Source organism: Ramlibacter sp. JJN2-2R (assembly GCF_057747835.1).
In genome coordinates this window covers 1,364,574-1,387,727 of the sequence record NZ_CM173226.1, presented here as the reverse complement: position 1 = coordinate 1,387,727, position 23,154 = coordinate 1,364,574, and the positions used below count along the sequence as shown (strand labels likewise).

Annotated in this window: 17 protein-coding genes; 10 read left to right on the top strand and 7 right to left on the bottom strand. The window is 70.1% G+C overall.

The features are described 5' to 3' along the window. Nucleotides 1–151: 151 nt before the first annotated feature. Entirely contained in the window at nt 152–1,441 is a 1,290-nt protein-coding gene (locus AC3ANR_RS06830) for a metallopeptidase TldD-related protein (protein ID WP_488291126.1), read from the bottom strand. Further along, on the bottom strand, nt 1,441–2,784 hold the full coding sequence (locus tag AC3ANR_RS06825; RefSeq protein WP_488291125.1) for a TldD/PmbA family protein: 1,344 nt from the start codon (nt 2,782–2,784) through the stop codon (nt 1,441–1,443). The genes AC3ANR_RS06830 and AC3ANR_RS06825 overlap by 1 nt, the downstream gene beginning before the upstream one ends. Before the next feature lie 102 nt (nt 2,785–2,886). Between AC3ANR_RS06825 and AC3ANR_RS06820 the strand changes: the two genes are divergently transcribed. The 3 genes from AC3ANR_RS06820 to AC3ANR_RS06810 all read left to right on the top strand — a co-directional run bounded on the left by AC3ANR_RS06820 (nt 2,887) and on the right by AC3ANR_RS06810 (nt 4,884). Beyond that, a complete protein-coding gene (locus AC3ANR_RS06820; RefSeq protein WP_488291124.1) occupies nt 2,887–3,363 on the top strand; it encodes a thioredoxin family protein in 477 nt (158 codons plus the stop codon). A gap of 10 nt (nt 3,364–3,373) precedes the next feature. Then, on the top strand, nt 3,374–4,297 hold the full coding sequence (locus AC3ANR_RS06815) for an NAD-dependent epimerase/dehydratase family protein (RefSeq protein WP_488291123.1): 924 nt from the start codon (nt 3,374–3,376) through the stop codon (nt 4,295–4,297). Between the two features lie 101 nt (nt 4,298–4,398). Then, nucleotides 4,399–4,884 (top strand): hypothetical protein, encoded by a 486-nt coding sequence (locus tag AC3ANR_RS06810; RefSeq protein WP_488291122.1) that lies wholly within the window; start codon nt 4,399–4,401, stop codon nt 4,882–4,884. A 16-nt stretch (nt 4,885–4,900) separates the two neighbouring features. On the opposite strand, the gene AC3ANR_RS06805 is transcribed toward AC3ANR_RS06810, so the two are convergent. The 3 genes from AC3ANR_RS06805 to AC3ANR_RS06795 are packed head-to-tail and all read right to left on the bottom strand — an operon-like array spanning nt 4,901 to nt 8,614. Beyond that, nucleotides 4,901–6,586 carry an ABC transporter ATP-binding protein gene (locus tag AC3ANR_RS06805; protein WP_488291121.1) on the bottom strand — a complete coding sequence of 562 codons (1,686 nt, stop codon included), beginning with the start codon at nt 6,584–6,586 and terminating at the stop codon, nt 4,901–4,903. Between the two features lie 7 nt (nt 6,587–6,593). Beyond that, nucleotides 6,594–7,679, bottom strand: coding sequence for an ABC transporter permease (locus AC3ANR_RS06800; protein ID WP_488291120.1), 1,086 nt, complete (start codon nt 7,677–7,679; stop codon nt 6,594–6,596). Next, nucleotides 7,676–8,614 (bottom strand): ABC transporter permease, encoded by a 939-nt coding sequence (locus tag AC3ANR_RS06795; RefSeq protein WP_488291119.1) that lies wholly within the window; start codon nt 8,612–8,614, stop codon nt 7,676–7,678. The genes AC3ANR_RS06800 and AC3ANR_RS06795 overlap by 4 nt, the downstream gene beginning before the upstream one ends. 118 nt (nt 8,615–8,732) lie before the next feature. Here AC3ANR_RS06795 and AC3ANR_RS06790 point away from each other — a divergent pair, with 118 nt between their 5' ends. The 7 genes from AC3ANR_RS06790 to AC3ANR_RS06760 all read left to right on the top strand — a co-directional run bounded on the left by AC3ANR_RS06790 (nt 8,733) and on the right by AC3ANR_RS06760 (nt 17,553). After that, complete coding sequence (locus tag AC3ANR_RS06790; protein ID WP_488291118.1) at nt 8,733–10,550, top strand: ABC transporter substrate-binding protein; 1,818 nt, start codon at nt 8,733–8,735, stop codon at nt 10,548–10,550. Nucleotides 10,551–10,579: 29 nt separating this feature from the next. Further along, a complete protein-coding gene (locus AC3ANR_RS06785) occupies nt 10,580–12,193 on the top strand; it encodes a peptide ABC transporter substrate-binding protein (protein ID WP_488291117.1) in 1,614 nt (537 codons plus the stop codon). Nucleotides 12,194–12,267: 74 nt separating this feature from the next. Further along, nucleotides 12,268–13,188, top strand: coding sequence for an oligopeptide ABC transporter permease OppB (gene oppB, locus AC3ANR_RS06780; protein WP_488291116.1), 921 nt, complete (start codon nt 12,268–12,270; stop codon nt 13,186–13,188). A 214-nt stretch (nt 13,189–13,402) separates the two neighbouring features. Then, on the top strand, nt 13,403–14,212 hold the full coding sequence (locus AC3ANR_RS06775) for an ABC transporter permease (RefSeq protein WP_488291761.1): 810 nt from the start codon (nt 13,403–13,405) through the stop codon (nt 14,210–14,212). Nucleotides 14,213–14,215: 3 nt separating this feature from the next. Next, nucleotides 14,216–15,229 (top strand): oligopeptide/dipeptide ABC transporter ATP-binding protein, encoded by a 1,014-nt coding sequence (locus tag AC3ANR_RS06770; RefSeq protein ID WP_488291115.1) that lies wholly within the window; start codon nt 14,216–14,218, stop codon nt 15,227–15,229. 5 nt (nt 15,230–15,234) lie between these two features. After that, nucleotides 15,235–16,221, top strand: coding sequence for an oligopeptide/dipeptide ABC transporter ATP-binding protein (locus AC3ANR_RS06765; protein WP_488291760.1), 987 nt, complete (start codon nt 15,235–15,237; stop codon nt 16,219–16,221). 3 nt (nt 16,222–16,224) lie between these two features. Next, entirely contained in the window at nt 16,225–17,553 is a 1,329-nt protein-coding gene (locus tag AC3ANR_RS06760) for an MFS transporter (RefSeq protein ID WP_488291114.1), read from the top strand. A 6-nt stretch (nt 17,554–17,559) separates the two neighbouring features. On the opposite strand, the gene AC3ANR_RS06755 is transcribed toward AC3ANR_RS06760, so the two are convergent. After that, nucleotides 17,560–19,989 (bottom strand): catalase, encoded by a 2,430-nt coding sequence (locus AC3ANR_RS06755; RefSeq protein WP_488291113.1) that lies wholly within the window; start codon nt 19,987–19,989, stop codon nt 17,560–17,562. Nucleotides 19,990–20,207: 218 nt separating this feature from the next. Then, nucleotides 20,208–23,054, bottom strand: coding sequence for a TonB-dependent receptor plug domain-containing protein (locus AC3ANR_RS06750; RefSeq protein ID WP_488291112.1), 2,847 nt, complete (start codon nt 23,052–23,054; stop codon nt 20,208–20,210). Between the last annotated feature and the right edge of the window lie 100 nt (nt 23,055–23,154).

Here is a 23,154-nt window from a genome sequence, read left to right as displayed (position 1 = left end):
CCGCTGGTGGCGGCGTTGCCGCGGGCGCCGGGTGGGCGTCGCGTCCGGGCGCCCATTCTAGGAGGCGGCGGGGCCGCTCCGGCGCCCGCGGGCGGCGCGGGCGGCCCGGGCGGCGTCCCCGGCGCAGCGGCCGCAGCCGCCGAGGCGGGCCTCAGCTGAAATGCAGGTTCGCCACCCGCAGCCACGGCAGCCGCGTGCCCGGCCCGTCCTGGCGCTCGCGGCTGACGGCCACGATGTCGCGCAGCATGGAGGCGACATTGCCCGTGACCATGGTCTCCGACAGCGCACCGGCGACTTCGCCGCCGCGCAGCCGGAAGCTGTTCTTGATCACGCCCGAGAAGTCGCCGTTGGCGGCGGGCCGGCCCATCGACAGCCGGCCGACCAGCGCGCCGTGCTGCACGCCGCCGACCACCTGCGCCAGCGGCGTGGCGCCGGCCTCGAGGTCCCAACCGCCCTGGGGTGCCGCGGGCGAATGTGGCAGCCCCGTCTTGCGGCTGCCGTACAGCGTGGGCAGCACGCGTTGCAGCACGCCCTGGCGCACGATGGGCACGGACGGCGCGACGAACGCATCGGCCGTCACGCCCACCACGCCGGGCAGGTCGTAGCGGCCTTCCAGCGTGAACAGCGGCGAAGCGATGGCCTGGCCCACGCGGTCGCGGTACAGCGACGTGCCGCCGATCAGGGCCGCGTCGCCCAGCTGGCCCGTCAGCCACGCCAGCAGGTCTTCCACCGCATTGGGCGCCAGCACCACGTCGCCGACGAACTTGTCGCCCAGCGGCTGCGCATCGACCTGGCGCACCGTGTCGCGCAGCATGGCGCCCAGGCCGAACTGATCCTGGACCGGCGCCGCGCCCAGGTCGTGCGTGGTGCCGAACGCGTAGTTGAACGAACTCGACCGGGCGCCCTCGCGCGCCGTGCCCATGGCCAGCATGGCGTAGCAGCCCACCTGCCCCGCCAGGTCGGTGCCGCCGGTGGTGAGCGTGTGGAACGAGCGCAGCTCGTGCGATGCCACCACCGACTGCAGGTGCATCGCCGGCGCCGCGCCCTCGCGGTAGGCGAGCAGGTCCGACAGCGCCTGCGTCAGCTGCCCCGGGTCGCACGCCAGCGGCCCCTGCGCCAGGCGCAGCCGCTGGCCGGCCGAGACCGCATGCGCATCGTCGCGCGGGGCGCCCTTCGCGTCCCGCAACAGCGCCGCCACGGCTTCGCGCAGCCCGGCGGCGTCGTGCGTCGTGGTCGTGGTCCTGGCGAGCCGCCCGTCGACGATGCCCACCAGCGTGAGGGTGTCGGTCTGCACGGACCGCAGCAGGCTGGGCCGGTTGTCCTGCGCGCTCAGTTCGTGCAGCAGCACGCCGGCGGCGCTGGCCTGCGCGTGTTCGAAGCCCGCGCCCTGCATCGCCTCGAGCGCCGCGTGCGCCGTGTCCTGGAGTTGCCGCGGATCCATCACTGGCCTCCCAGGTGGGCGCGGGCCCGCAACGCGGGGCCGCCGAGCGAGACCACCATCACCTGCTTCTTGCCGCAGTAGCCCGAGGCCGTCCAGTACACGTCGGAGGAGACCGCATCGACGCTTTGCAGCACCTTGATGGCCGAGCCCGACATCGTGGTGTCGCGAATCGCGCGTCCGAGCCTGCCGCCGCGGATCTCGTAGCCGAGCGTGATGCCGAACATGAACTCGGTGGTGGTGTCCGCCTGGCCGTTGCTGGTGCGCACCAGGTAGTAGCCGTCGTCGACGCCGGCGATCATGTCCTGCAGGTGGCTGGTGCCCGGCAGGATGGCGGTGTTGCGCATGCGCACGAGCGGCTCGTCGGCCGGCGCATAGGCGCGCGCGCTGCCGGTGTTGGGCAGGCCCAGCTGGCCGGCCGTCTCGCGGCTGGTCATGAACTGGCGCAGGATGCCGTCCTGGATCAGCACCGCGTCGGTCGACGGCGTGCCTTCGTCGTCGCAATACACGGGGACCATCGCCTCTTCGCCGCGGAAGGTGTGGGCGATGTCGACCATGGTGACCAGCTCGCTGGCCACGCGCTGGCCGACCAGGTTGCCGGTGACCGCGCCGCCCAGCACCAGGTCGGCTTCGCACGGGTGGCCCATCGCCTCGTGGGCGAGGATGCCGGCCAGGTGCGGGCCCATGACGACGGTGTGGATGCCGCCGCGCGCCGGCACGGCCTCGCACTTGGCCATCAGGTGGCCGTGCAGCTCGTCCAGCGCGGCCTGCAGCGCCTGCGGGCGCAGGTCGATGTCGGCCAGGCTGCCCTTGGCGCTGAACGCCTCCGACAGCTCCACGGGCGTGCCGTCGGCGCCCGCGGCGGCGAACACCACATGCAGCACGCCGCGCGCGATGCCGTTGACCGCATCGGAGCCCAGCGAGTTGGTCACGTGCTTGGTGTGGCGCTCGTCCTCGGCGCGCAGCCGCACGGATTTCAGCCGCGGGTAGCGCGCGCGGCACCAGGCATCGAGCTCGGCCAGCCGCTGCACGAGCTCGTGGCGGCCGAGGGCCGGCTTGCCGGCGAACTCGTGCCGCCCCTGGTACGAGCCGCCCGGCAGGGCCAGCGCGGCGCGCGGGCCGAAGGCGGCCATCGCCTGCGCGTTGCGCAGCGCCTGGTCCTTCAGCCGGCCGGTCGCCGCGGCATCCGCCGCGCCGGTGGCGGCCGCAAAGCCCCAGTAGCCGTCGCGGTGCACGCGCACGCTGGCGCCGGCCTCGGCGGACTGCTGGTCGGCGGTGAGGCTGCCGTCGATCATCAGCAGGCTTCGCTTGCGCAGCTCGTGGCTGCGGGTCTCGAGATAGGTCATCGCGCGCTCCCGGCCGCACCGGCGGCCGAGCGGAAATTACAGCACTTCAACCCCGGGGAAGTCAGCATGCTTGCGGGGGAGGTCCGCCGCTAAGATCGGCCCATGCCGACGTCCCCCTCCTTCCTCGCGACCGCGCGCCTGTGGCTGCTCGCGATCGCCTGTGCCTGCCTCGCCGTCACTGCCCACGCGCAGGCCAGGTTCGACCCCGCCCGCGACGCCGCCGCCGACGTGCGCGCCGCGGTCGACGCGGCCCGCGCGCAGCGCAAGCACGTGCTGGTGGACGTGGGCGGCGAGTGGTGCATCTGGTGCCACATCCTCGACAAGTTCATCGCGTCGCACGAGCCGGTCAAGCGCCTGGTCGACGAGAACTACGTCGTGGTCAAGGTCAACTTCTCGCCGCAGAACCGCAACGAGGCGGTGCTGTCGCAGTGGCCCAAGATCAAGGGCTATCCGCACCTGTTCGTGCTGGACGACCAGGGCCGGCTGGTGCACTCGCAGGACACCAGCCAGCTGGAGGCGGGCAAGGACTACGACGAGGCCAAGGTGCTGGCCTTCCTGCGCCAGTACCGGCGCAAGTAAGGAGCCCGTCGTGCGTCTCCTGTTCATCGGCGGCACCCGCTTCTGCGGCCTGGCCGCGGCGCGGCAGGCACTGGCGCGCGGGCACCAGGTCGACCTGTTCCACCGCGGCCGCACCCATCCCCAAGGCGTGGACGGAGCCGGCCAGCGCATCGGCGACCGCAACCTCGACCGCGGCGCGCTCGCGCACGGCGAGTGGGACGCGGTGATCGACACCTGCGCCTACCGCCCGGGCGAGATCCACCGCATGGCCGACACCCTGCAGGGGCGCATCGGCCGCTACCTGTTCGTGTCCTCGGTGTCGGTCTACGCGCCCGACATCCCGCGCGACGCCGACGAGTCCGCCGCGCGCGCGGACACCTCCGACCTCGACCCCGCGACGCTCGACACGGTGGCGATCACGGCCGAGAACTACGGGCCGCTGAAAGTCCTGTGCGAGGACGCCGTGCTCGCGCGCCATCCCGACGCGCTGATCGTGCGGCCCACCTACATCGTGGGCCCGGACGACTACACGCAGCGCTTTCCCGAGTGGGTGCGGCGCCTCGCCGCCGGCGGCGAGGTGGTCGCCCCCGGCCCGCAGGACGCCGCCGTGCAGTACATCGACGCGCGCGACCTGGCCGCGTTCATGCTCGACGCGCTGGAGCGCGGCGTGCACGGCACGTTCAACACCGCTGCGCCCCAGGTGCCGTTCGGGTTCGCCGACCTGCTGGCGGGCATCGCCGCCGGCGTGGCGCCGCCCGGCACGCACCTGTCCTGGATCACCGCCGCGCAGGCCCATGCGAGCGGGCAGTCGTTCCCGCTCTGGCACGGCGGCGAGTCGCCCGGCCATGCCGCGATGAACAGCGACGCGGCGCGCGCGCAGGGCCTGCGCTGCCGCCCGCTGGCACAGACCGCCGCCGACACCCTGGCCTGGATCCGGGCCGGCACGCCGGCCTGAGGCGGCGCGCCCGCGACCGAAGAGCGCCCCGGCCGCCAGGCGCGGCGCGGGCGACACAACTGAACACAGCTTTGCGCCGCGCCCGGTGCGACAACACGGCCATGGGAACGCGCAACCTTCCGGCCGCAGCCGGCGTGCGCCCGGCGCCCGGCGCCGGCCGGCGCGCGTGGGTCGTGCTGGCCGTGGCCTGCGCCCTGCTGCCGGCCTGCGGCGGCGGCGCGATCGTGATCGGCTCGAGCGGCCTGTCCCTGAACGTGACGGCCTTCCTGGACGGCTTCGCGGTGTCCAACCCGGCCTCGAGCGGGCAGTTCCTGAGCGTGGCCATCCACCCCGGCCAGTCGATCGAGTTCGACGCCTCGGGCCCGGCCTCCTGGAGCTTCGCGGTGAACGGCGGCCCGCCCCTCGGCAGCGGCGCCACGGTCGCGGTGGGCGGCCTGTCGATCACCTTCACGGTGCTGGGCGCGTCACGGGTGGCCGTCGCGACGGCGCTGAACGGGCCGGCCGTGCTGCCGGTCACCGTGACGCTCACCGCGATCTCCCGCTTCGACGCGGGCGACGCCGCGACGGTGACGCTGCAGATCCGCTGACGCGCGGGCGAGGCGCTCAGTGCACCGCGTGCGCCGCCGCCTCGGCGCCGCGCGGGATGGCGGCGAGCAGCTGGCGCGTGTACGGGTGCTGCGGGTTGGCGTAGATCGCCTGCGCCGAACCGCGCTCGACGATCTCGCCCCGGTTCATCACCAGGATGTCGTCGGCCATGTACTTCACCACCGCCAGGTCGTGGCTGATGAAGACGTAGGTGAGGCCGAACTCCTCCTGCAGGTCCAGCAGCAGGTTCAGCACGGTGGCCTGCACGCTGACGTCCAGGGCACTGACGCTCTCGTCGCACACGATGATCTCGGGCCGCATGGTCAGGCAGCGCGCGATGGCGATGCGCTGGCGCTGGCCGCCCGAGAACTCGTGCGGGTACTTGCCGAACGCCGTGGCGGGCAGCCCGACCTTCTCCAGCCAGCCCAGGGCCAGGCGCGCGCGCTCGTCGTCGCTGGCGCCGATGCCGTGGATGCGCATCGGCTCCATCAGGATCTGGCCGATGGTGAAGCGCGGGTTGAGGCTGGCGTACGGGTTCTGGAAGATGATCTGGATGCGCCGGCGGTACGGGCGCATCTCCCTGGCGGCCAGCGCGGCCAGGTCCTGGCCCTCGAACAGGATGCGGCCGCCGCTGGCGTCGGTCAGGCGCGTGAGCATCATGCCGATGGTGGTCTTGCCGGAGCCGGACTCGCCCACGACGCCCAGCGTGCGGCCGCGGTGCAGCTCGAAGTCGGCGCCGCGCACGGCGTCGATGGTCTTGTGGCGGAACAGCCCGTCCTTCAGGCGGTAGGCCTTGCGCAGGCCCTCGACCTTGATCAGCGGCTCGCCGGTGACCGGCGGCGACACGCGCTGCTCGGTGACCAGCGGGCGGTTGTTGACGATGTCGTCGATGACCGGCAGCCGCAGCGGACGCGTGTCCAGCCGGGGGCGGCACGCCAGCAGCGCGCGCGTGTAGGCATCCTGCGGCGATTCGAACAGGCGCTGCGCGTCACCGGCCTCGCGCACCGTGCCGTGCCGCATGACGATCACCTGGCTGGCCACCTCGCCGACCAGCGCGAGGTCGTGGCTGATGAACAGCATGCTCATGCGGTGGCGCTCCTGCAGGCGCGCCAGCAGGTCCACGACCTGGCGCTGCACGGTGACGTCCAGCGCGGTGGTGGGCTCGTCGGCGATCAGCAGCTTGGGCTCGCACGCGATGGCGATGGCGATCATCACCCGCTGCTGCTGGCCGCCCGACAGCTCGTGCGGATAGGCGTCCAGCCGCGCGCGCGGCTCGGGAATGCCGACTTCGTTGAGCAGGTCCATCGCCCGCTCGCGCGCGTCGCGCGCGGAAAGCGGCAGGTGCATGCGGATCGCCTCGGCGACCTGCTCGCCCACGGTCATCACCGGGTTGAGCGAGCTCATGGGCTCCTGGAACACCACCGAGATGTCCTTGCCGCGAATGCGCCGCATCTCCTCGGGCGAGGCCCGCAGCAGGTCGCGGCCCTCGAACAGGATGCGGCTGGCCGGATCGACCACCGCGTTGTCGGGCAGCAGCCGCACGATGCTCATGGCGCTGACGCTCTTGCCGCTGCCGGACTCGCCGACCAGGGCGACCGTGGTGTTGGCCGGGATGTCGAAACTGACGCCGCGCACGGCCTCGTGCAGTTCCTGGCCCAGGCGGAAGCCGACCCGCAGGTCGCGCACTTCGATCATCGAACTCATGGTGGACTCAGCGCAGCTTGGGGTCGAGGGCGTCGCGCAGCGCGTCGGTCAGGAGCGCGAAGGCGGTGACGAAGACGGCCATGAAGACCGTGGCGGCGGCCAGCTGCCACCAGATGCCCAGCACCAGCTCGGTCTGCGCTTCCGACAGCATCGTGCCCCAGCTCACCATGTCGATCGGCACGCCCAGGCCGAGGAACGACAGGATCACCTCGGCCTTGATGAAGGCCACGACGTGCAGGCTCAGCTGCACCAGCACCACGTGGCTGACGTTCGGCAGGATGTGGCCGAACATGCGCGCCATGTTGCCGGCGCCGATGGCCTCGGCGGCGCGCACGTACTCGCGGCCGCGGTGCTTCATGTACTCGGCGCGCACCAGGCGGTAGATGCTGGTCCAGCCCACCGCGCTCAGGATGATGACCACCGCGGCGATGCCATTGGTGAACGTCTTGGCCAGCGGCCCCGACTTGAACACCGCGGCCAGCGCGAAGATCAGCAGGATGTACGGCACCGAGGTGAAGACGTTGTACAGCCACTCCAGCAGGTCGTCGACGCGGCCGCCGAAGTAGCCCGCCAGCGCGCCCAGCAGCGTGCCGATGAAGGTGGCCAGCAGCGCCGCGGCGATGCCCACCAGGATGGACACCTGCGCGCCCTTGATCGTCTTGGACAGCACGTCGCGGCCCAGGCGGTCGCCGCCCAGCGGCAGCGTCGGGGCCTTCACGACGACCTCGGACTTGACCTGCGCGGCGCGCTCGGACCACTGCTTGTAGTACGGCGCGAGCGGATCGATGTCGCTCAGGTCGACGCTGGTCCCGCCCGCGGCTTCGGCCGTGACCGCCTCGCGCGCGCCGGCGCCCACGAAGGTGGGCGGCGCGAACGCCTCGCCGACCTCGCGCTGCCAGCCCGCGCCCACCAGGCCGGCCTGCGCCAGCAGCACCAGCGCCAGGAACGCGCCGACGATCCACAGGCAGGCCATGCCCACGCGGTCGCGGCGCAGGCGCGCCCAGGCCTGGGCCCAGACGCCCGGCGAATGGGGCAGCGATTGGGGAACGGGGACATGCGCTTCGGCAAGCGCGGCCGGGGCGATGCTGCTCATTTGAGGACCACCCGCGGGTCGACCAGCTTGTACAGCACGTCGGTGAGGAGGTTGATGACCATGGTGAGGACCGCCAGGTAGATGGTCACCGCCTGGATGACGGGATAGTCGCTGCGGTTCACCGCGTTGTAGACCTCGCGGCCCAGGCCGGGGATCGAGAAGAACACCTCGATCAGGAACGAGCCGATGAACACGCCGGGCAGCTGCGTGGCCACGTTGGTCAGGATCGGGATCATGGCGTTGCGCAGCACGTGGCGGAACATGATCGTCTTCTCGGGCACGCCCTTGGCGCGCGCGGTGCGCACGTAGTCGTGGCCGATCTCGTCGAGGAAGAAGCTGCGGTACAGGCGCGTGTTGGGCGCCAGGCTCACCATCACCGCCAGCATCACCGGCAGCGGCGCGTAGACCGCGAGGTTGGTGAGCGTGCTGTGGCTCCAGCCCTGCACCGGGAACCAGCCGAGCAGGAAGCCGAACACGTACTGGCCGATGATCACGTAGACCAGGAAGCTGATGGACAGGGCGACGGTCGTGATGATCATCACGGCGCGGTCGGTGATGCTGCCGCGCACGTAGGCGACGGCCAGGCCGGCGGCGATGGCCAGCACGACCTCCAGCACCATGATGGGGATCATGATGGTCAGCGTGGCGGGCAGGCGCGTCGCGAAGATGTTGGAGATCGACTCGTTGGTGGTCCAGCTGCGGCCCCAGTCGAACGTCGCCACCTTCTGCACGAACATCCACAGCTGCTCGACCACCGGCCTGTCCAGACCCAGTTGCTTGCGGATCGACTCGATCTGCGCGGCCGAAGCCTGCAGGCCGCCCAGGATTTCCGCCGGATCGCCACCGAAGTACTTGAACAGGAAGAAGACCAGCAGGATGACCCCGGCAAGCGTGGGGATCATCTGCAGGACCCGTCGGAGCAGATACGAGAGCATGTTGTGAATCGGCCCGCGGATCGCGGGCCGGGCAGGTCTTGGGGAAACCGCTTGTGGCGGCCGTCTGGGCGCGCATTATGCTTGCGCCTTCGCGATCCCCCTATAGGTATTTCCAAGCATGAACCTCCGGAACTGGGCACGGGCCATCAGCCTGTGCCTGGCACTCGGCGCCGCCTATCCGTGCGGCGCCCAAGGTCAGGCCCCCTCACCCACGACAGAAAAGGTCTTCCGCTACGCGTTCCCGATCGCCGAGACCGGCTTCGATCCCGCGCAGCTGTCCGACCTGTATTCGCGCATCGTCACCGCGAACATCTTCGACGCGCTCTACGGCTACGACTACCTCGCGCGCCCGGCCAAAATCCAGCCCGTGCTCGCCGACGGCATGCCGGAGGTCTCGCCCGACTTCCGCACGTACACCGTGAAGCTGCGCCGCGGCATCTTCTTCGCCGACGATGCGGCCTTCAACGGCAAGAAGCGCGAGCTCACCGCGGACGACGTGGTCTACACGTACAAGCGCATCTTCGATCCGGCCACCAAGAGCCCCAGCCTGAGCGGCGTGCTGGAGGAGAAGATCCTCGGCACCGAGGAATTGAACAGGCGCGCCGTCGCCAGCGGCAAGTTCAACTACGACGAAGCCCTCGAGGGCATCCGCGCGCTGGACCGCTACACCGTGCAGTTCCGCGTCGCCGAACCGCGCCCGCGCTTCATCTACACGCTGGCCGACCCCGGCATCTTCGGCATCATGGCCCGCGAGGTGGTGGAGAAATACGGCCCCGCGATCATGGAGCACCCGGTGGGCACCGGCCCCTTCGTTCTGAGCGAGTGGCGGCGCGCGTCGAAGATCACGCTGACGCGCAATCCCAACTACCGTGAGGAGTATTACCGGGCCGAGCCCGCGGCGGACGACGCGCGCGGCCAGGCCATCCTCGCGAAGATGAAGGGCAAGCGCCTGCCGATGGTCGACAAGGTGGAAGTCTCGATCATCGAGGAGCCGCAGCCGCGCTGGCTGGCCTTCCTGAACGGCGAGCACGAGTTCATCGAGCGCCTGCCGTACGCGTACGCCAACCAGGTGCTGCCGAACAACAAGCTCAGTCCCAGCCTGGCCAAGCGCGGCATCCAGATGGAGCGGGTGCCGCTGTCGGACGTCACGTTCGCGTACTTCAACATGCAGGACCCGGTGGTGGGCGGCTACAGCCCCGAGAAGGTGGCGCTGCGCCGGGCCATGGCCCTGGCCTACGAGGCCGCCGCCGAGGTGCGCGGCCCGCGCCGCGGGCAGGCCATCGTCGCCCAGAGCCCGGTGATGCCGCTCACCAACAGCTACAAGGCCGACTTCCGCACCGAGAACGGCACCTTCGACCGCGCGCGCGCCATCGCGCTGCTGGACATGTTCGGCTACAAGGACCGCGACGGCGACGGCTGGCGCGAGCTGCCGGACGGCCAGCCGCTGTCGATCGACTACTACACGCTCAGCACCGCCGAATACCGCGAGCTGGACGAGATCTTCAAGAAGTCGATGGACGCCATCGGCGTCAAGGTGGTGCTGCGCATCGGCAAGTGGCCCGACCACCTGAAGTCCGCGCGCGCCGGCAAGCTGCAGATGTGGGCGCTGGGCCTGTCGGCCAGCACGCCCGACAGCGGCGGCGTGCTCGAGCGCGGCTACAGCAAGTCGTGGGGCCAGGGCAACCTCTCGCGCTTCAAGAACGACAAGTTCGACGAGCTGTACCAGAAGCAGAGCCTGATGCCCGACGGCCCCGAGCGCGACGCCGTCATCCGCGAGGCGGTGCGCATCATGGTGGCCTACATGCCGTACAAGTGGCGCACGCACCGCATCGGCATCGACCTGACGCAACCCTGGGTGGTGGGCTACGTGCGCCACCCGTTCGCCCGCGAGTTCTGGCGCTACGTCGACATCGACACCAGCAAGCTGCCCAAGTGACGCCCCCCCTCCCCGAAGGAGACTTTTCCATGACCCGTATCGCTTCCGGCCGCCTCGCGGCCCTCGCCCTGGCCCTGGCCGCGGCGTTCCCCGCCTTCGCGGCGGTCGTCCCCCCCGGCGTGCAACTGCACCCGACGCAGACCCTGATCCGCAACAACGGCTCCGAGCCCGAGTCGCTGGACCCGGCGATCGCCGAGACCGTGGGCGCCAACAACATCACCCGCGACCTGTTCGAGGCGCTCACCGCCAACGACGCCGACGGCAAGGTCGTCCCGGGCCTGGCCGAGAGCTGGAAGCAGGTCAATGCCACCACCTGGGTGTTCAAGCTGCGCCAGAACGCCAAGTGGTCCAACGGCGACCCGGTCACCGCGCAGGACGTGGTGTACGGCATCCGCCGCTTCCTCGACCCGAAGACGGCGTCCAAGTACGCGGCCACCTACGGCGTCTTCCTGCAGAACGGCAAGGAAGTGGCGATGGGCAAGAAGCCGCCGGCCGACGTCGGCGTCAAGGCCACCGACAAGCACACGCTGGAGATCAAGACCGCGTTCCCGGTCTCGTTCCTGCCGCAGCTGGTGTCCAACAACAACCTGGGCCCGGTGCACCAGGCCAGCGTCGAGAAGTTCGGCAAGGACTGGACCAAGCCGGGCAACATGGTGAGCAACGGCGCGTACGTGCTCAAGGAGTGGGTGGTCAACCGCAGCGTGGTGCTGGAGAAGAACCCGCAGTACTGGGATGCGAAGAACGTGCAGCTCACGCGCGTGACGTACCTGGGCGTCGAGGACGGCAACGCCGACGTCAAGCTGTACGAGGCCGGCCAGAACGAGTGGGTCTACCAGCTGCCCCCGGGCACCTACGAGGGCCTGAAGGCCAAGTACCCCAAGGAAGTGCGCAACGCGCCGATGCTCGGCCTGCGCTACTACGACTTCCAGACCCAGAACCCGGCGTTCAAGGACGTGCGCGTGCGCAAGGCGCTGTCGATGGTGCTGGACCGCGACATCCTGGCGCAGAAGATCACGGCCGACGGCCAGACGCCCGCCTACGGCCTGGTCGTCAAGGGCATGGAAGGCGCCGACATGGTCGAATACGAGTGGGCCCGCTGGCCGATGGCGAAGAAGGTCGAGGAGGCCAAGAAGCTGCTGGCCGCCGCGGGCGTGCAGCCCGGCACCAAATACACGTTCTCGTACAACACGAGCGAGTACCACAAGAAGATGGCCATCTTTGCCCAGTCCGAGTGGAAGACCAAGCTGGGCATCAACCTGGAGCTGGAGGCGATGGAGTTCAAGGTGCTGGTCAAGAAGCGCCATGACGGCGCCTTCCAGATGGCGCGCGACGGCTTCATCGCCGACTACAACGACGCCACCAACTTCCTGGCCCTGGTGCGCTGCGACTCCGACCAGAACCTGAACTTCAACTGCAACCGCAAGGCCGAGGAGCTGATCGTGCAGGCCGAGCAGAGCGACGATCCGGCCAAGCGCAAGCAGCTCCTGACGCAGGCCGCGCGCATGAACATGGACGACTACCCGATCATCCCGCTGGTGCAGTACTCGCTGCCCCGGCTGGTAAAATCGTACGTGGGCGGTTACTCGCTGCAGAACGCGCAAGACCGCTTCCGCAGCAAGGACCTGTACATCATCAAGCACTGAGCGCGCACAACGCGCTTTTACCGCGACGCCTCGCGCAACCCGCGAGGCGTCGGCTTTCGAGAGACCTGCCCGACATGTGGTCGTACACGCTGCGTCGCCTGCTGGTGACCATTCCCACGCTGCTGGCCGTCATCACGGTCTGCTACATCCTGGTGCATGCGGCGCCGGGCGGCCCCTTCGACAGCGACAAGCAGGTCTCCGAGGCGGTGCTGGCCAACCTGCAGGCCAAGTACCACCTGGACCAGCCCGCCTGGAAGCAGTACCTGTTCTACCTGAACAACCTGCTGCACGGCGACCTGGGCGCCTCGTTCCGCTATGCCGACTGGTCCGTCAACGACCTGGTGGCGGCGGCGCTGCCCGTCTCGTTCGCCATCGGCGGCCTGGCGATGCTGATCTCCTTCGTCCTCGGCGTCGGCCTGGGCATCGCCGCGGCGCTGCGGCAGAACAGCGTCGCCGACTACGCCGTGATGGCCATCGCCAACATCGGCAGCGTCGTGCCCTCCTTCGTCATCGGCCCGGTGCTGGTGCTGGTGTTCGCGCTCTGGCTGCGCTGGCTGCCCGCCGGCGGCTGGGACGGCTTCCAGCCCGCCTTCATGGCCATGCCGGTCGCCCTGCTCACGTTCATCAACGTCTCGACCATCGGGCGCGTGATGCGCGGCAGCCTGATCGAGGTGATGCACAGCAACTTCATCCGCACCGCCCGCGCCAAGGGCTTGCCCACGCGCGTCGTGGTGCTGCGCCACGCGCTCAAGCCGGCCCTGCTGCCCGTGGTCTCGCTGGTCGGCCCGCTGGCCATCTCGTCGATCACCGCCGCCATCGTCACGGAGACCGTGTTCTCGCTGCCCGGCCTGGGCAAGCTGATCGTCAACGGCGCCGCCAACCGCGACTACACGCTGGTGCTCGGCCTCGTGGTGCTGATCACCGTCATCGCCGTCACGCTCAACCTGCTGGTGGACCTCGCCTACGCGGCGCTGGACCCCAAGATCCGTTACTGATGTATGAGTTCCCCCCCGAAGCGGCCTGCGGCCGCCTCCCCCTCAAGGGGGCGCCACCAGCGGCCCGGCAAAGCCGGTTCCGCGGTGGCCGCTGGTTATCCGGAGTCCTAAAGTGAGTCTGGGCACCAACCGAGAGGCCGTGGCCGGCCTGCTGGCGCAAGCGCCCGTGGCGACCCCGGGCCGCAGCCCGTGGAGCGACGCGCGCCGGCGCTTCATGCGCAACCGCGCCGCCGTCTTCTCCGTCATCCTGCTGGCCGCCATCGCGCTGGCCTGCCTCGTCGGGCCGCTGCTGCTGCCGCACGGCTTCGACACCACCGACTGGGACGCGATGAAGCTGCCGCCCACCTGGCAGAACATGCACTGGTGGGGCACCGACGAGTCCGGCCGCGACCTGCTGGTGCGCTGCCTGATCGGCGGGCGCATCTCGCTGATGGTCGGCGTGCTGGCGACGCTGGCCTCGGTCGCCATCGGCATCGCCTGGGGCGCCACGGCCGGCTTCATCGGCGGGCGCACCGACGCGCTGATGATGCGCTTCGTCGACATGATGTACGCCATCCCCTACCTGCTGATCGCGATCCTGCTGGTCACGCTGCTGGGGCGCGAGTTCTACCTGGTGGTGGTGGCGATCACGGCGTTCTCGTGGATGGACATGGCCCGCGTGGTGCGCGGCCAGACGCTGTCGCTGCGCACGCGCGAGTTCGTCGAGGCCGCGCGCGCCACCGGCGTGCCCACCTGGCGCATCATCGCCTCGCACATCGTGCCGAACCTGCTGGGCATCGTGGTCATCTACACCACGGTGACCGTGCCTTCGGTGATCCTCACCGAATCCGTGCTGTCGTTCCTCGGCCTGGGCATCCAGGAGCCCATGACCAGCTGGGGCGTCCTGATCGAGGACGGCACCAAGGTGATGGAAGTGGCGCCCTGGATGCTGCTGTTCCCGGCGGCCCTGCTGTCGCTGACCCTGTACTGCTTCAACTTCATCGGCGACGGCCTGCGCGACGCGCTCGATCCCAAGGAGCGATGACCCGTGGTCGATCCCGTGTCCACTTCCCCCCTGCTCGACGTGCGTGACCTGGGCGTGCGCTTTGCCACGCCCGACGGCGAGGTGTCGGCCGTCAACGGCCTGTCGTTCACCCTCCAGCGCGGCCAGACCCTGGGCATCGTCGGCGAGAGCGGCTCGGGCAAGAGCCAGAGCATGCTGTCGCTCATGGGCCTGCTGGCCTCCAACGGGCGGGCCACCGGCCAGGCGCTGTTCCAGGGCGAGGACCTGCTCGCGATGGCGCCGCAGCGCCTGAACCAGGTGCGCGGCGACCGCATCGCCATGATCTTCCAGGACCCGATGACGTCGCTCAATCCGTACCTCACGGTGGAGCGGCAGATGACCGAGGTGCTGGAGCTGCACAAGGGCCTGACGCGCCGCAGCGCGCTGCAGCTGGCCATCCAGACGCTGGAGCAGGTGCGCATCCCGGACGCGGCGCGCCGCATCCGCATGTACCCGCACGAGTTCTCGGGCGGCATGCGGCAGCGCATCATGATCGCCATGGCGCTGCTGTGCCAGCCCGACCTGCTGATCGCCGACGAGCCCACCACCGCCCTGGACGTCACCGTGCAGGCCCAGACGATGGCGCTGCTGCGCGACCTGCAGCGCGAGTTCGGCACCGCCATCATCCTGATCACGCACGACCTGGGCGTCGTCGCCGGCCTGTGCGACGAGGTGATGGTGCTCTATGGCGGCCGCGTGATGGAACAGGGCCACGCCGAAAACATCTTCTACCGGCCCACGCACCCGTACACCATCGGCCTGCTCGGCGCCGCGCCGCGGCTGGAGCACGAAGGCGACCGGCTGCTGGCCATTCCCGGCATGCCGCCCAGCATGGCCCGGCTGCCCGCCGGCTGCCCCTTCAGCGAGCGCTGCGCGATGGCCGAGCCGCGCTGCGCCACCGAACGCCCGCCGCTGTCAGCGGCCAACGACGACCAGGTGCTGCGCGCGTGCCACCGCACGCCGGACGACGTGCGCAGCCGCGGCTGGAGTGCCCGCTGATGGCGATGACCGACGCATCCCCCCTGCTGTCCGTGCGCGACCTGCACGTGCACTTCCAGGTGCGCGCCGACAGCGCCCTGCCCTGGGCCGGCCGGCGCACGCTGCAGGCCGTCAACGGCGTGAGCCTGGACGTCTACCCCGGCGAGACGCTGGGCATCGTGGGCGAGTCCGGCTGCGGCAAGTCCACCCTGGCCCGGGCGCTGCTGAACCTGGTGCCCGCGCAGCAGGGCGACATCGTCTGGATGGGCCAGCAGATGCGCGGCGCCTCGCCCGCCGCCTGGCAGAAGCTGCGCCGCGACGCGCAGATGATCTTCCAGGACCCGCTGGCCTCGCTCAACCCGCGCATGAACGTGGCACAGATCGTCAGCGAGCCGCTGCGCACGCACGAGCCGCAGCTGTCGCAGGCGGAGGTGCTGGCGCGCGTGAAGGCGATGCTGGCGCGCGTGGGACTGTCCGAGTCGCAGATGTACCGCTATCCGCACGAGTTCTCGGGCGGCCAGTGCCAGCGCATCGGCATCGCCCGCGCGCTGATCCTGCGCCCCAGGCTCGTCGTGTGCGACGAGCCGGTCTCGGCGCTGGACGTGTCGATCCAGGCACAGATCATCAACCTGCTGCAGGACCTGCAAGAGGAGATGCAGCTGTCGCTGATCTTCATCGCGCACGACCTCGCCGTGGTGCGCCACATCAGCCAGCGCGTGCTGGTGATGTACCTGGGCCGAACGATGGAGATCGCGCAGAAGCACGCGCTGTACGCGAACCCGCGCCATCCGTACACCCAGGCGCTGCAGTCCGCGGTGCCGATTCCCGACCCGCGCATCGAGCGCGCCAAGACCGTGCAGCTGCTGCAGGGCGACATCCCCTCGCCGATCAGCCCGCCCTCGGGCTGCGTGTTCCGCACCCGCTGCCCGCGCGCGTTCGACCGCTGCGCCGCCGAGGTGCCGCCGCTCAAGCCGGTGGACGCCGAAAGCCAGGCGGCCTGCTGGTTGTACTGACGGATGCAGCAGGCGCCTGAACCGGCCGTGCAGGAGGCGGGCGCCACCGGGGCCGCCGCGCGCCGCCTCGGCTGGTGGCGCTCCCCCTCGCAGTGGCTCTCGCCGCGCGACCTGCTGCGCGAGCCGCTGTACCGGCGCCTGTGGCTGTCCGTCTTCATCAGCTCGTTCGGCAACCAGATCACCATGCTGGCGCTGCCGCTGGCCGCGGCCGTGCTGCTGCACGCGACGCCGACGCAGATGGGCTGGCTCACGGCGATGGAGCTCGCGCCCTTCGTGCTGTTCTCGCTGCCTGCCGGCGTGTGGCTCGATCGCATCCGCAAGCTGCCCGTGTACGTGACGGGCGAGGCCATGGTCGCCTTCGCGCTGGCCAGCGTGCCGGCGGCCTGGGCGCTGGGCCTGCTGGGCATGCCCTTCCTCTACGGCGTGGCGTTCCTGATCGGCAGCGTGTCGGTGATCGCCGGCAGCGCCGCGCAGATCGTGCTGACCCAGATCGTGCCGCGGCCCCGGCTGGTCGAGGCGCACGCGAAGAACGCCCTCGCCGGCTCGTTCGCCGAGGTCACGGGCCCGGGCGCCGCCGGCGCGCTGATCCGCCTGGTGGGCGCGCCGATGGCCCTGCTGGCGAACGCCGCCATCCTGGCCGTCAGCGTCACCATCCTGCGCGGCCTGCGCGTGGAGGAGCCGACGCATGCGCTGGTCAAGGGCGCCTTCCGCGCCGCGCTGCAGGAGGGCCTGCGATTCGTCGCCGGCACGCGGCTGCTGGTCGTGCTCGCCCTGCTGGTGGGCGGCTGGCAGTTGTGCCACCACACGGCGATGGTGGTGCAGATCCTGTTCGCCACCCGCGAGCTGGGACTGAACGAGCGCCAGCTCGGCCTGTGCTACGTCGGCCTGGGCGTCGGCACCGTGAGCGCCGGCGTCTTCGGCCACCGGCTGTCCGCGCGCATCGGCGTCGGGCAGTGCCTGCTGCTGGGGTTCACGGTGACGGGCCTGGGCTGGCTGCAGCTGGCGCTCACGCCGGTGGGCCGCTGGGGCGTCCTGAGCTTCGTGCTGATGCTGGTGTGCTTCGGCGCCGGCGCGGTGCTGATCTTCATCAACTTCCTCGCGCTGCGGCAGGCCGTGACGCCGCAGCCGCTGCTGGGCCGCATGACCAGCACCATGCGCTGGCTGATCCTGCTGCCGGCCCCCGTGGGCGCGCTGCTGGGCGGCTGGGTGGGCGAGCACGTGGGCCTGCGCTGGGCGCTGGGCGCCGGCGGCTGCGCATCGCTTCTGCTCGCCGCGCTCGGCCTGGCCTTCAGCGGCCTGCGCCACGTGCGCAAGCTGCCCCAGCCGGCCTGAACGCCCTCACACGCGCGGCGGGTCGGTCTCGCGCTCGAAGTGGCGGTGCTTGCGCATCGCCGCGATGAACCGCTCGATGCCCTGCGCGGCCTGCTTGCCCTCGGCGACGACCAGCGCCTCGTCCTCGCCGCCATCGGGCAAGGTGGCGCTGACGTTGGCCGCGGTCAGCAGCGCCGACGAAGCCCCCAGCACGAGGATCGGCTTGCAGTGCCGGTGCTGGTCCTTCAGGTGCTCCAGGACGCGGCCGTTCTCGGCCAGCAGGTTCACCGCCGCCTTGCCGTCGGGCAGCACCAGCGCGTCGAACAGGAAGCCCGGCTCGTTCTCCAGCGACACGTCGGCATCGAACGCCGTGCCGTCGGCGCCGGCCACGGGCCCGATGCGCGGGCCCATGAGGCGCGCCACCGCGCCTTCGGCGACGAGCGCCTGCTGGACCTCGGCGATCGAGGCCGATTCCACGCCGGGCGCGACCACGATCGCCACCTTGCGGCCCTGCAGGCTGCCGTCGCCCGGCCGCGCGAACAGCGACAGCGCCTTGGAGACGGTGACCTCGGGCGGCGCGACCTGGTCGATCGCCAGCGGCATGGGCGGCGGCACCTGCGCCATGCCCAGGTCCTGCGCCAGCCGCTCCGCCAGCCCCTCGTTGACGTTGCGCAGCATGGAGACCACGCGCACGCGGATCGCGGGCACCGTCACCTTGCTCAGCTCGAAGCGGAACGCGGCCTCGATGTGGGCCTGCTCCACCGGCGCCTGGCTGTCGAAGAACAGCCGGGCCTGGGTGTAGTGGTCGGCGAACTTCTCGGGCTTGCCTCGCACCTTGACCTGTTCCTCTTGCGCCCGCAGCCGGGCCGGGAAGGTGACGAAGCCCTGGGCCGCGCCGGCCTGGAACGGGCAGCCGCCGGCGAGCGAGTTCGGCTCATAGGCGACGCGGCCGCGGTGGATGGCCTGCCGGTGCAGGCCGTCGCGCTGGTTGTTGTGCACCGGCCGGATCGGCGCGTTGATCGGGATCTCGTGGAAGTTGGGCCCGCCCAGGCGCGACAGCTGCGTGTCCACGTACGAGTGGATGCGCCCGGCCAGCAGCGGGTCGTTGGAGAAGTCGATGCCGGGCACGACGTTGGCCGTGCAGTACGCCACCTGCTCGGTCTCGGCGAAGAAGTTGTCCGGGTTGCGGTTCAGGACCATGCGGCCCACCGGCGTGATGGGCACCAGTTCCTCGGGCACGATCTTGGTGGCGTCGAGGATGTCGAACGAGAAGCCCTCGGCCTGTTCCTCGGTGAAGATCTGCACGCCCAGCTCGTATTCGGGGTAGGCGCCGGCCTCGATGCGCTCCCACAGGTCGCGGCGGTGGAAGTCGGGGTCGGCGCCGGAGATCTTCACCGCCTCGTCCCACACCAGCGAGTGCGTGCCCGCCGTCGGCTGCCAGTGGAACTTGCAGAACACCGACTCGCCCTGCTCGTTCACGAGCCGGAAGGTGTGCACGCCGAAGCCCTGCATGGTCGCGAAGCTGCGCGGGATGGCGCGGTCGGACATCACCCACATCAGCATGTGCGTGCTCTCGGGCATGAGCGACACGAAGTCCCAGAAGGTGTCGTGCGCGCTGGCCGCCTGCGGCATGCCGTGGTGCGGCTCGGTCTTGACCGCGTGCACCAGGTCCGGGAACTTCATCGCGTCCTGGATGAAGAACACCGGCATGTTGTTGCCCACCAGGTCCCAGTTGCCCTCGTCGGTGTAGAACTTCACCGCGAAGCCGCGCACGTCGCGCGCCGTGTCCTTGGAGCCACGCTCGCCTGCCACGGTCGAAAAGCGCACGAACACCGGGGTGACCTTGCCCTTCTCGCGGAACGGCGCCGCCTTGGTGTACTTGGTCAGCGGCTCGTAGCACTCGAAGAAGCCGTGCGCGGCCGAGCCGCGGGCGTGCACGATGCGCTCGGGGATGCGCTCGTGGTCGAAGTGCGTGATCTTCTCGCGCAGGATGAAGTCCTCGAGCAGCGCGGGCCCGCGCAGGCCGTGCTTGAGCGAGTTCTGGTTGTCGGCGATGGGCACGCCGAGGTTGGTGGTGAGCACCTGGCCGGCGGCATCGACGCGCACCCGGTCCAGCGGCTCGATGGTGGCGTTCAAACCTTCGGGCGCGACGCTGCCCGTCTTGGCCGAGCCGTTCTCCTCCGACAGCGTGCTGCCCAGCGGCAGCCGGCTCGGCGGCTCGACCGTCGCACCGGCCGCGGGCTGCAGGCCGCCTTGCAGGCCGTGTTCCTTGGGCTTGTTGGCATTGGCGGGCATGCCGGCCGCCAGTTGCTCGGCCTCGGCCATCTTGCGGGCCGGCAGGTCGCCGGCCGCGGCGCCCGGCGCGGCGGGGCCGCTATCGGTGTTGCGGGCAGCCGCTTTGGCCGCGGCGTCTGGCTTGCTGGGCGACTTGCTCGCCGGTCGGGAAGGCTTGGTCATGGGGTCCTCGAATCGGGTTCGTGCTTGGCTGGGCCGGCGGACCATAAGCGCGGTGCGCTGTGCCAGCTGTAGGACACCGTCGGGACCGAAGCCCAGCGGCGCGGGCTGCCGAGGCAGCCCGCGTCACGACACTGGACCCATGAAAAAAGCCCGCTGCGCGAGCAGCGGGCTTTTCCGTTGGGCGTTCCGGATGGAAGGCTGCCGAAGCAGCCGACCGATCACTGGAAGCGGTACTTCACGCCGACCTGGTAGTAGCGGCCGACCACACCCTGCATGCTGTAGCTGGGGTTGTAGAACGTCGTGCCGTAGGAGGCCTGCGGGTCGAGGTGCGCCACGCGATCGAACACGTTCAGCACCGAGCCGGTCAGCTCGAGCTGCTTGGTGATCTTGTAGGAGCCGAACAGGTCGAACGTCGAGAACGCGGGCACGCGGCAGCCGGCGTTGAAGTCGTTGCCGTTGCTGTCGTGGGCCAGGCAGGTGGGATCCTGGCGGCTCTCGATCACGCGGATGCCGCTGACGTAGTTGACGCGGCCCGTCACCGACCAGGGACCGGCGGCAGCCGTCAGGTCGAACGAACCACGGGCGCGCGGCATGCCGGCCGAGCTGGAGAGCGCGGTCGGGCCGTAGGTGCCGGCGTAGTCGAGCGTCGTGCCGTCCGGGTTGGTGCGGCGGAAGCGGTTGATGAACGACAGGGTCATGCCACCGGTCAGACGCACGCCGTTGGCGAACGCGTCGGGCTGGCGGAAGCGCATGTCGAGGTCAAAGCCGTTGGTCACCGTCTTCGGGCCGTTCTCGTACGGGGCCGACACGGACAGCAGCACGCCCGAGTTGGGCACGCCGGCCAGGGCCGTGGACGGGTCACGCACGATCGTCGAACCGGGGTAGCCGCTCGGGTTGTTCAGCACGGACTGGACGTCGGCGCCGATGATCTCGTTCTTGCGCTCGATCTGCCAGAAGTCCAGGGCAACGTTGAAGTTGCGCGTGGGCTCGATCACCAGGCCGAAGTTCCAGCTCTTGGACTTCTCGGGCTTGATGGCCTTGTTGCCCACCGAGAACACCGAGGTCTGGCCGGCGCCGCAATCGGTCGCCAGGGCGCCCGGCAGCGGGGTGCCGCCCGGGCAGCGGACCGGGTCGACGTACGAGGTGAAGGCCGACACCGAGCTGTTGCCGCTTTCGGCGGCGCCCGGGGCGCGGAAGCCTTCGGCGTACGAGCCGCGGACCATCAGCGGGTTGAGCGCTTGCCACTTGAAGCCCACCTTCGGCGTGACCACCGAACCCCAGTCGGAGTAGCGGTCGGCGCGGGCGGCGGCGCTCAGTTCGAGGGTCTTGGTGACCGGGGCCACCACTTCCGCGAAGATGGCGGACACGTTGCGCGACTGCTTGAAGGCCGAGTAGCCCAGGCCCACGATGTCACCGGTGTCGGTGTACGGGGTCGGGGGGCTGTTCAGCTTTTCCTGGCGGATTTCGGCGCCGACGGCGATGCCCATGTTGCCGCCCGCGAGCTTCATCAGCTCACGCGAGGCGTGGAAGTCGAGCGACGTGACCGAGGTCTTGGTCTTGTTGTTGAGCTTCGGGGACAGCGCGGCGATCAGGGCCGGCGAGTTCAGGCCGGAATTGACGCCCAGGCGGTAGTAGCCATAGGGGCCGGTGCCGTCGAGGGCGGGACGCAGGACGCTGTTGCGGATGTAGCCGCTGCGCTCGACCTTGGTCTGGCTCTCGGTGTACAGCAGGCCGGTGTCGTAGTCCCAGCTCGCCACGGTGCCCTTCAGGCCGGCGAGGAAACGCGACGTCGTCGTGTCGTAGTTGCCGTTGCGGCCGCCGAGGTCGGCGGTGACGTAGCGCAGGCGCGAGTAGCTGCCCGGGAACGGGTTGTCCGGATGCGCCGGGCCCATCGTGATGAACGTGTTGTCCATCACGGCGTTGGTGGCCGGGTTCACCCAGGTGCTGGACACCGACGCCGGCGTGTAGTGCGTCTTGACCTGCGAGTTGAAGATGCCGGCTTCGACGTAAGCCTCGTTGTCGGCGTTGATCTTCAGCGTGCCGCGGCCGAACAGGTTGATCTTCTTCTCGGCCGGGATGATGTCTTCGTAGTCGAAGACGTTCCACAGGCAGGCGGGACGCGCATTGACCTGCGCGAGCTGCGAGGGGCTGGCCACGCAGTTGCCTGCGCCGCCCAGCTGCACGTACGGGCTGGTGCCGGTGGCGCTGAAGGGGCCGGTCACGGCGCGCGCCCAGCCGGTGGGGCTGGCGCTGACCGAGGTGTTGCTGACCTGGTAGCCGCGCACCTGGGTGATGCCGGTGCCCAGCGGGGTGTAGCCGTAGGGGGTGAGGTCGGCCACGCCGAGGAACTCACGCTTGCCGGTGCGGTCCTTCTGCTTCAGCTGGTCCTGGTTGCTGACTTCCAGGTTCAGGAAACCGGACACGTCGCCGCGGGTCATGCCGCCGGTCAGCGAAGCGCGCTGCTTGTTGGCATCGCCGTAGCGCGAGGTGCCCACGGTGCCGGAAGCGGCAAAACCGTTGAACTCCTTGCGCAGGATGATGTTGACCACGCCGCCCAGGGCGTCGGAGCCGTAGATGGCGGAGGCGCCGTCCTTGAGCACTTCGACGCGCTCGACCAGGTCCAGGGGAATGGAGCTGAGGTCGGCGAAGTTGCGCTGGCCGTCGTCGGCCAGGCCGTACGGGGCGATGCGGCGGCCGTTGATCAGGACCAGGGTGGCGTTGGCGCCGAGGCCGCGCATGGACACGCCCGAGCCGCCGGCGGCGAAGCCGATGCCGAAGGTGGTCGGCACGCTGCCGTTGTTGTTGAAGGGCAGTTCCTGCAGGACTTCAGCCAGCGACTGCTTGCCGGTGCGCTCGATCTGGTCGCGCGTGATCACCTGGATCGGGGATGCGGTCTCGCTGTCGGACCGCTTGATGTTCGAGCCCGTGACCTCGACGCGTTGCAGGTTTTGTTGGTTCTGCGCAAGGGTTTCCTGCGCGATGAACAGGGATGCAGTGCCGCAGAGCGCTGTGATGACAGCGCGTGCGACCTGTGTCCTTTGGAACACCGTGGTGCCGCTTTTCATGTTGACTCCAGACCGTTGACTATTTCGATCCGCCCGCCCTGAAAGGCCGGGGGCTCGCCTGATGGTGGGCCGAGTGCAGTTGTGCCGAACACTCCGCCTC